This window comes from Kitasatospora sp. MY 5-36 (assembly GCF_001182915.1).
GTDB lineage: Bacteria > Actinomycetota > Actinomycetes > Streptomycetales > Streptomycetaceae > Kitasatospora.
Genome location: NZ_LFVW01000511.1, coordinates 1 through 8,417, shown reverse-complemented (window position 1 = coordinate 8,417; position 8,417 = coordinate 1). Strand labels below are relative to the sequence as shown.

13 protein-coding genes are annotated in these 8,417 nt (G+C 74.6%); 8 read left to right on the top strand and 5 right to left on the bottom strand.

Annotation, left to right across the window (positions count from 1 at the left end; translation table 11 throughout):
• The 3 genes from AE652_RS28590 to AE652_RS28580 form a co-directional block, all read left to right on the top strand.
• Window positions 1–685, top strand: a 685-nt coding sequence (locus tag AE652_RS28590) for a DUF6875 domain-containing protein (RefSeq protein ID WP_053112314.1), incomplete at its 5' end; no start/stop codon positions are given.
• A 388-nt stretch (window positions 686–1,073) separates the two neighbouring features.
• Window positions 1,074–1,331: a DUF6221 family protein gene (locus AE652_RS28585; RefSeq protein ID WP_049656647.1), complete on the top strand. Its 258-nt coding sequence runs from the start codon at window positions 1,074–1,076 to the stop codon at window positions 1,329–1,331.
• A gap of 96 nt (window positions 1,332–1,427) precedes the next feature.
• A complete protein-coding gene (locus AE652_RS28580; protein WP_049656645.1) occupies window positions 1,428–2,372 on the top strand; it encodes a hypothetical protein in 945 nt (314 codons plus the stop codon).
• Window positions 2,373–2,399: 27 nt separating this feature from the next.
• Here AE652_RS28580 and AE652_RS28575 read toward each other — a convergent pair whose 3' ends face one another.
• The 5 genes from AE652_RS28575 to AE652_RS28555 form a co-directional block, all read right to left on the bottom strand.
• Entirely contained in the window at window positions 2,400–2,969 is a 570-nt protein-coding gene (locus AE652_RS28575) for a GNAT family N-acetyltransferase (protein ID WP_049656644.1), read from the bottom strand.
• 23 nt (window positions 2,970–2,992) lie between these two features.
• Entirely contained in the window at window positions 2,993–3,304 is a 312-nt protein-coding gene (locus tag AE652_RS28570) for a hypothetical protein (RefSeq protein WP_049656642.1), read from the bottom strand.
• 100 nt (window positions 3,305–3,404) lie between these two features.
• Entirely contained in the window at window positions 3,405–4,268 is an 864-nt protein-coding gene (locus AE652_RS28565; RefSeq protein ID WP_049656641.1) for an ABC transporter permease, read from the bottom strand.
• Window positions 4,228–5,115: an ABC transporter ATP-binding protein gene (locus tag AE652_RS28560; RefSeq protein ID WP_049656639.1), complete on the bottom strand. Its 888-nt coding sequence runs from the start codon at window positions 5,113–5,115 to the stop codon at window positions 4,228–4,230. Before AE652_RS28560 ends, AE652_RS28565 begins: the two co-directional genes overlap by 41 nt.
• Complete coding sequence (locus AE652_RS28555) at window positions 5,112–5,594, bottom strand: MarR family winged helix-turn-helix transcriptional regulator (protein WP_049656635.1); 483 nt, start codon at window positions 5,592–5,594, stop codon at window positions 5,112–5,114. Before AE652_RS28555 ends, AE652_RS28560 begins: the two co-directional genes overlap by 4 nt.
• Before the next feature lie 324 nt (window positions 5,595–5,918).
• Between AE652_RS28555 and AE652_RS28550 the strand changes: the two genes are divergently transcribed.
• From AE652_RS28550 to AE652_RS28530, 5 genes are all read left to right on the top strand, one after another.
• A complete protein-coding gene (locus AE652_RS28550) occupies window positions 5,919–6,416 on the top strand; it encodes a hypothetical protein (RefSeq protein WP_159028577.1) in 498 nt (165 codons plus the stop codon).
• A gap of 75 nt (window positions 6,417–6,491) precedes the next feature.
• Window positions 6,492–6,818, top strand: a complete 327-nt coding sequence (locus tag AE652_RS28545) for a hypothetical protein (protein ID WP_049656631.1) — start codon at window positions 6,492–6,494, stop codon at window positions 6,816–6,818.
• Window positions 6,819–6,979: 161 nt separating this feature from the next.
• Entirely contained in the window at window positions 6,980–7,339 is a 360-nt protein-coding gene (locus AE652_RS28540) for a hypothetical protein (protein ID WP_049656629.1), read from the top strand.
• Window positions 7,340–7,569: 230 nt separating this feature from the next.
• A complete protein-coding gene (locus AE652_RS28535) occupies window positions 7,570–8,103 on the top strand; it encodes a pyridoxamine 5'-phosphate oxidase family protein (RefSeq protein ID WP_049656626.1) in 534 nt (177 codons plus the stop codon).
• 111 nt (window positions 8,104–8,214) lie between these two features.
• A partial coding sequence (locus AE652_RS28530; protein WP_049656624.1) for a YafY family protein occupies window positions 8,215–8,417 on the top strand: 203 nt, incomplete at its 3' end.

The following is an 8,417-nucleotide window of genomic DNA, read 5'->3' as shown; positions in this document are numbered from 1 at the left end:
CGCCGTCGCCCCCACCGCTCCCGCCGCTGCGGCCGCCGTCACCGGGGCGCTGCGCGTGTACAGCGCCGAGCACATCGACGCCGGCCGCGCCGCCGCGAGCCCCGAGGCCGCCGAGACCCTCGCCTGGGCCCGCGCCTTCCTCACCACCGCCCACCCCGACCTCGGCCGCAGCGGCCCGGTCTGCCCCTACACCCAGCCCTCGCTGCGCCGCGGCCTGTTCCACATCGCCGTCGCCGACACCTCCCCCGGCGGGGACCTGCCCGCGCTGGTGGCCGAACTGCGCGCCCACTACGACGCGTTGCTCGCCGACCTGGCGGAGGAGTCCGACCGGGAGCTGCTGACCGTCCTGCTGGTGCTGCCCCAGCTGGACCGCGAGGACTCCACCGTGCTGGACGAGCTCCAGCGCAAGGCCAAGGACGAGTTCGTCGAACAGGGCCTGATGATCGGCCAGTTCCACCCGGTCTGCGAGGAACCCGGCCTGTGGAACCACTCCTTCCGGCCGCTGCGCGCCCCCGTCCCGCTGCTCGCGGTGCGCAAACTGCTGGTCTTCGACCTGCCGTTCCTCACCGGCGACGAGACCCACCTGAACCACTACCTGGCCCGCTTCGCCCCCGAGGTCCCCGCCCGCATCCGCGCCCAGCTGGTCACCAGCGTCCGCGCCCGCCGGCAGGGCACCGCCGCCTGACCCCCTCCCCCCCTGCGCGCGCGGAGCCCGGCCGGCGCCCGGCTCCGCGCGCGCCCCACGGGAGGAAGCAACGTCCCCGTGGAACACGGCACCACGGCGCTGAGCGCGGCGGCCCTCCCGCACGAACTCCCCTAGGACGAACGGAAGTTCGGCCGCGACGGGACGACGGGCGCGGGCCACCCGACCACCGCGAACAGCCGCACCCCTGACCGGCCGGCCGGGGACGCCGGCCGGCCGGGGACGCGCGCAACCCGGCGCGCCGCCAAGCCCGTTCACCGACCAGGCCCCGCTGCCCGCCTGCGGCACACGGTACCGAGCCGCCCCCGCGCCCTCCGGGCGGAAGGGCCCCGGCTCCCGGCCCGCCGGGGCGGCGCACCAGGATGGGCCCATGGACGACCTCCTGCGCTTCCTGCGCGCACGCAACGAGGAAGACAACCACGCCTACGCCTACGTGGCGCACGTCTTCGGCCCCGAGGCGCTCCTCGACAGCCACCTGCCCATGCTCGACCTGGTCGACCAGCTGGCCCAGGAGGGCATCGCGATGAACCCTTCGGACCCCCGCGCCGCCGGCCTCGCGTACGCGCTGCGCGTCCTCGCGCAGTCCTACCACGACCACCCCGGCTACCGGGAGCAGTGGCGCCCCTGACCGGCCGGAGGCGGCCGGGAGCGGCCGGAGGCGGCCGGGAGCGGCCGGAGGCGGGGCCGACGGCGGCCGCCCGCCCGGGTTCGGTAGCCTCCGGGAATGGCCGCCTCCCCGCACCCCGTCCGGCTCACCACCCGGCTCGTCGACGGACTCGTCTGCGCCTACGCCCCGGCCGCCGGCGCCGTGGGCGTGCTGTCGCCCGCGGTGGCCTGCCGGCCGGTCCCCGGGGACGGGGTGGTCGCCCACGCCGTCGCCGCCGACCTGCGACACGCCTACTACACGACGCTCCACGCGGCCGTCTGCGTGACGGCCGACGGCACGCAGGTCTGGCGCACGCCCTTCGAACCGGCGGCGGACAACGCCCACGGCCACCTGCCCGACTGCGAACTGTCCCCGGACGGACGGGTGTTGTGGGTCTACCGGCCCGACGCCATGGCGGGCCGCGACCGGCCGGACCAGTGGGTCGCCGTGGACGCCGCGAGCGGGGCGGTCCTCGCCCGGGCCGACCTGGAGACGGTCGGGCACGGCGGTGTGCAGCTGGCGCACCCGGCGAGCGGCGGGATGCTCCTCAACGTGGGCGAGGGGCAGGACGGCACCGCCGTCTACCGCGCGTCGCTGGCCGGCGGCCGGCTGGAACTCCTCCGCTACCCGTGGGACGACCGCTGCCTCATCGACCTGTCCCCCGACGGGCACCGCTTCCTGACCGTCGACCACGCCCAGAGGGACCTCGCCGTCCACGCCTTCCCCGGCGGCGAGACGGTGTTCACCCTCACCGTCGACGACTTCGGCCACGACCCGGACACGGTCTTCCTGGAGTGGAGCGGCGGCCACCTCACCCCGGACACCCTCCTCGCCACCCTCGTCAGCGAGACCGAGGACGAGGAGGACTGGTTCCGCCACTACCGCGTCGACGCCCGCACCGGCCGCGTCCACGGCGAGTTCGACGCCCACGCGGCGGACCCGTACGACCTGCGGCCGCTCGGCGACGGCTCCTGGCTCACCACCGGCCCCGGCGGCCACCCGGTGCGCCGCACCGCCTCCTGACGCCCCGACCCGGTGCCGCCGGCCCGGTCAGGCCCTCGGCGACGACCCCAGGTCGGCGGGGACGAGGGAGTACAGGACGAGGTCGGTGCGGCCGTGGTGGGTGAAGCCGGCGTTGCGCAGCACGCCCTCCTCGCGCAGGCCCGCGTTCAGGGCGGTGCGGCGGGAGGCGGTGTTGGCGGTGGCGGCCTTGAGCTCCAGGCGCTCGAAGGCCTGCTCGGTGAGCAGCCAGTGCGCCAGGGCGCGGGTGGCTTCGGCGGCGATGCCCCGGCCGCGGGCCCAGGGTGCCACCCAGTAGCCGGCTTCGGAGCTGCGGGAGCGCCAGTCGGTCTTCTTCAGGCCGACGGTGGCGGCCAGGCGCCCGTTCGTACGCTCGGTGACGGCGAAGTGGATGCCGTCGCCGGTGGTGCGCAGGTCGTGGGCGGTGCGGGTGCACCAGGTGTGGGCGTCCTCGCGGGTGTAGGGGCGGGGCAGCGGCAGCCAGTGCTGGGTGAGGTCGTCGGCGCAGGCGGCGCGGGTGTCGTCGGTGTCGTCGGCGGTGAAGGGGCGCAGGGTCAGGCGCGGGGTGTGGAGCACCGTCTGGGGGAAGGCGTGGGTCATGGGGTCGTGTCGTTCCTTCCCGGTCAGGCGGCGGACAGGTGCAGGGTGAGGGGCGGGCCGGGGGTGGCGGGTGTCCAGCCGTTCGCCCGGGCGGTGCGGATGCCCGCGGCGACTTCGCGTGGCAGGACGAGGTCCGTCGCCACCGCCCCGGGGGTGCGGAGGGTGGGGCGGCCGGTGTCCACGACGAGTGTCGTTCCGGGGTGCGTGGCGTGCTCGGCGGCGTAGCCGAGGGTGGTGCCCTCGTAGTCGCAGCACCAGTGTTGGCGGGTCACGCGCCAGCGGTACTGCACGCCGTCGACGACGATGCGCCGCGCGCCCTTCCTCGCCAGTGCCACTGGTACCCCGCCCTCCGGCCGTCGGCTTGCTGGAAGGCAGTCTCCCGGGGCGGCGCCCCGCCTGTCACCGCGTTTTTCCGCAGGGTGGTGACGGCGTCGGCTAGCGCGCCAGGCGCCTGAGCAGGGCGGAGGCGGCGGCGATGCCGGCCACGGTGGCGAGGGCGAGGACGGCGAAGTCCAGGGGCAGGTGGGAGGGGATGCCGATGAGCAGGCCGCGCAGGGCGTCGACCTGGTAGCTGAGCGGGTTGGCCTTGCTGACGGCCTGGAGCCAGCCGGGCATCAGGTCGACGGGGTAGAGGGCGTTGGAGCCGAAGAACAGCGGCATGGTGATGGCCTGGCCGATGCCCATCAGGCGGTCGCGGGTGAGGACGATGCCGGCGATGGCCATCGACAGGCAGGAGAAGAACGCCGAGCCGAGCAGGACGACGGCCACGACGCCGAGCAGTCGCAGCGGGTTCCAGGTCATGGCGACGCCGAGGGCGGCGGCGATCAGTACGACCACGACGGCTTGCAGGAGTGCCTTCACCCCGGCGGCGAAGGCCTTGCCGGTGACGAGGGCGGCGCGCGGGGTGGGGGTGACGAGCAGTTTGGTGAGGACGCCGGAGTCCCGCTCCCAGATGATCATGATGCCGTAGAAGATTGCGATGAACATCGCGGACTGGGCGATGATGCCGGGCGCGAGGTAGTCCAGGTACGGGATGCCGCCGGTGGGGATGGCCTTGAGGCGGGTGAAGGTCTCGCCGAAGATCAGCAGCCACAGGGCGGGCTGGACGGCCCGGGTGTAGAGCTCGGTGCGGTCGTGGCGCAGCTTCTGCAGTTCGACGGCGCACATCGCGCCGATGCGGGCGGGCACCAGGCGCCAGCCGGTGCGGGCGCGCGGGGGCACCAGCAGCAGGGAGAGGTCGGGGCGGGGGGCGGGGGGTTCAGCCGACGCGGCCTGCGGTGCGGCGGGTACGGCGGACATCGCTGAAGTCTCCTTCGGTGGCGTCGGCCAGCTGCCGGCCGGCGAAGTGGCGGAAGACGTCGTCGAGGCTGGGCGCGGCCTGGGCCGGGTCGGTGCGCCGTACCTGGTCCTTGAGTTCGGCGGGTGTGCCGAGCGCGCGGACGCGGCCGCGGTCCATGAGGGCGATGCGGTCGCAGTGGCGGTCGGCCTCGTCCATGTAGTGGGTGGTGACCAGGACGGTCATGCCGGTGGCGGCGCGTACGGCGTCGACGCGTTCCCACACGCCGGTGCGGGCGATCGGGTCCAGGCCGATGGTGGGTTCGTCCAGGACGAGCAGGCGCGGGGCGCTGACCAGGGCCTGGGCGAGTTCGAGGCGGCGCACCATGCCGCCGGAGTAGGTGGCGGCCATGCGTTCGGCGGCCTCGGTGAGGTCGACGGCGGCCAGCGCCTGGTCGACGCGGGCGGCGCGTTCGCGGCGCGGGACGTCGAAGACGCGGGCGAACAGGGCGACGTTCTCGCGTCCGGTCAGCCCGGCGTCGGCGGACAGCTGCTGGGGGACGTAGCCGAGCAGGCGGCGCACCTGCATGGGGTGGCGGGTGGCGTCGTGGCCGAAGACGCGGACCATGCCGGCGCCGACGGGCAGCAGGGTGGTGATCGCGCGGATGGTGGTGGTCTTGCCGGCGCCGTTGGGGCCGAGCAGGCCGAACACCTCGCCGGTGCGGACGGTGAGGTCGATCCGGTCGACGGCCCGGGTGGCCTTCCCTCGGCCGTGGCGGAAGGTGTACTCCAGGCCCCGGCAGGCCACCGCGTCCGCGGCTTCCCTGGTGTCCCCGGCGTTCCCGGTGCCCCGGGTGTCCTCGGTGGTCATCGTTCCTCCTCCCCCGGCGGGGTGCGCAGGCCCTCGGCGACCTGCCGCAGGGCGGGCAGGGCGGCGGCCAGGGCCTCGCGCTCGCGCGGCGGCAGGCCGGCGACGATGTCGCCCATCAGCGCCCGGCGGCGCCGGCGCCAGGCCTCGATGCGTTCGACGGCCTCCGGGGTGGCGTGCAGGAGGGCGGCGCGCCGGTCGGCGGGGTCGCTCTCGCGGCGCAGCAGGTTCCGGGCGACGAGCTGGTTGACGAGGGTGGACACGGAGTTGCCGGCCAGGCACAGCTCCTCGGCGGCCTCGGAGACGCGCAGTCCGGGGCTGTCCATCACCAGGCGCAGCAGTTCGACCTGGGCGCCGCGCAGGCGGGGTTCGTCCGTCGCCTGCCGCAGGCGGCGGCGGACCAGGCGCTGGATGCCGACGAGGAGGGTGGAGAACTCGTCCGCCAGCGCGACGTCGAGCGTTTCGGGCCCTGTCGCGGTCATACCCTCATTTTAGCTCTCAGTAAGAGCTATCCGTCGAGAGCGCGGAGCCCCCTCCGCCCGCACGCCCCATCCACGGGCCGCGCGCCCCGTCTACTGGCTGCGCGCCCCCTGGCCCGCCCCTTTCGGCGGGCCGCCCGCGCGCGGGAAGTCGGCCCCGCCGACTTCCCGCTCCACCGGCCGGCGGGAGGTGACCGTCCGTCACCGGGGAGATCCGATGGAGGTGTTGCGACCCCGCCGGGAGGGTGTCGTACGGCGCTGGCATGCTGATCGGATCACAACGGTTGTCGCCGGGATGGGGGGCAGATGTCGGACAGGGTCATGCCGATGCGCACGGCACCGCGCTTGGGCACGGTCAACGGGTTCGGGCGGACGATGCTGGGCAAGACGCGGCCGGACGCCCAGGGGGCCTGCTTCGCCACCCACTGGTTCACCATGCTGATGCTGCCGATCCGGCCGCTGGGACGCTACTACGTCAAGGAGGGCGAGACGGTCGACGTCTCCGGGCGGCACGGCTCCTCGACGAGCACCACGCAGTACGTGTTCCTGGGCCGGGCCGAACTGCGCATGAGCGAGGTGATCCGCACCTACCTGTTCTGCTGGCTGGTGGCGCCCCTCGTCATCGCCGGTCCCGTGACGCTCTTCGGGATCAACAGCGACGCGTTCAGCCACGCGCACCCGATCCTCTTCATCGTGCTGCTGCTCGCGATCCCGATCGTCTGCATGATCGCGCTGGCGTGGATGCTGGTGCTCAACGAGAAGTTCCTGGCACCGGCGCGGATACCGCAGTGGGTCGAGGCCCGGCCGGCGAACCGGCGGGACTGAACAGACGGGGCCACCCCGCTCAAGGCAGCCCGGGTGGCCCTGGACAGGCCCGGAGGACCGGGGCAGGATCCGGGCATGCCGTCCGACGAGCCGTTGTCCGAGGAAGAACTGTCCGCGATCGAGCGGCGCGCCGGCGCCGCGACACCGGGGCCGTGGGTCGCCCGGCTGGAGACCCGCCAGGGGATCGGCGGCGCGAGCTTCGTCCAACTGCGCCCCGACGCGCCGCGGGACGACGAGTTCCACCTGACCCGGACCACCGACGGCCGCACCCGGACGGGACCGGACCCCGCGACGGACGCGGACCTCGACTTCATCGCCGCCGCCCGCCAGGACGTGCCACGACTGATCGCCGAGGTCAGACGGCTACGGGAAGCCCTGGAGCGGGCACAGCCGGCCGGCTGACGGCCGCACGGAGCAGCCGCCCCGGGGAACCGGGGAGCCGCCGGGAGTGGAAAGTCGGCCCCGCCGACTTCCCACTCCCCCACGGCGGCGGCCCCTGGCAGGCCGGGCCTGCGCGTACGGGCTCCGGGGCGGTTGTCGGTGCCGGGTGGCAGGCTGCGCCCATGAGTTACGACCTTGCGGTCTGGGAGGGCGAGCGCCCCGCGGACGACGCCGCGGCGGGCCGGTGCTTCGACGACCTGTACGAGCGGTACCTCGGCACGGACGAGGAGAACCTTCCGCCGACCGAGCGGATCGCGGCCTTCGTGGCCGCGCTGCTGGAGCGGTGGCCCGACCTCGCCGAGGACGAGGACGACACCTCGCCGTGGTCGACCGGCCCGCTGATCGGGGAGGCGAGCGGCCCGCTGATCTACTTCCCGATCCGCTGGAGCATGGTGGAGGAGGCCTGCGTCCACATCGCGAAGGTGGCGTCCTCGCTGGGCCTCACCTGCTTCGACCCGCAGTCGCAGTGCCTCTGGCCCTGACCCCCGCACGGCAGGCGGGCGACGGCTGACGGCTGCCACCGCGGAGCCCGGGGAGTGGGACGTCGGCCCCGCCGACTTCCCACTCCCCCACCAGCGGCCGGGCGCGTGGAAAACCGCAGGACACCGCGGGAAATCACGACAGAAGGTGTCGGGTTTCGCGGGGACAGTAGGGGGCGCCGGTCGGTGTCGTGGTGGCACGGGCCGGGACGACGGACAGACAAGGACCCCCCATGCGCGAAACACCCGACGAGCTCCACCGGCTCCAGGCCCTCCTCGACGCCTCGCTCGCCCGCTCCACCGCGCACCTGCGGTCGATCATCAACAGCGAGCGCTCGCTCACCGCCGACCAGCTCACCGGTGTGCTCACCGGCATGTGCACGCTCGCGCTGTCCACGGTGACGGCGAAGGGCGAGCCGCGGATCAGCGGCGTGGACGGGCACTTCCTGCACGGCATGTGGCACTTCGGCACCGCGCGTGGCGCCGCCAAGGCCCGGCACCTCGCCGCCCGGCCCGCCGTCAGCGCCGCGCACCTGCGCGGGGAGGACCTGGGCGTGTTCACCCACGGCACCGCGGAGGTCCTCAACCCGCACGGCGGCGAGCCGGCCGCCGACTGGCCGGAACTGCTCGCGTACTTCCGGGACTTCTACGGCCACGACGCCTTCGACTGGGACAACGACGTCGTCTACTACCGGCTGCACCCGCAGTGGATGACCGCGTTCGCCCCCGACCCCGCCAAGCTCGACGCAGCCGCCGACGAGGCCTGACCCCGCCCGCACCGGGCCCGCCCGCACCGGGCCCGGCGACAATGGTGCCGGGCCACCGCACACACGGGCGGGCCCACCAGGCGACACCAGGCAGGCGACGGAAGGGGCGACGTGCGGGCGAGCCGGGCCATCGCGCTGCTGCTGCTCCTGCAGAGCCGGCGGACGATGACCGCCACGGAGCTCTCGGCCGAGCTGGAGGTCTCCGAGCGCACCGTGCAGCGCGACGTCGCCGCGCTGGTGGAGGCCGGGGTGCCGGTGTACGCGGAGCGCGGCCGCGGCGGCGGCTACCGGCTCGTCGACGGCTACCGCACCCG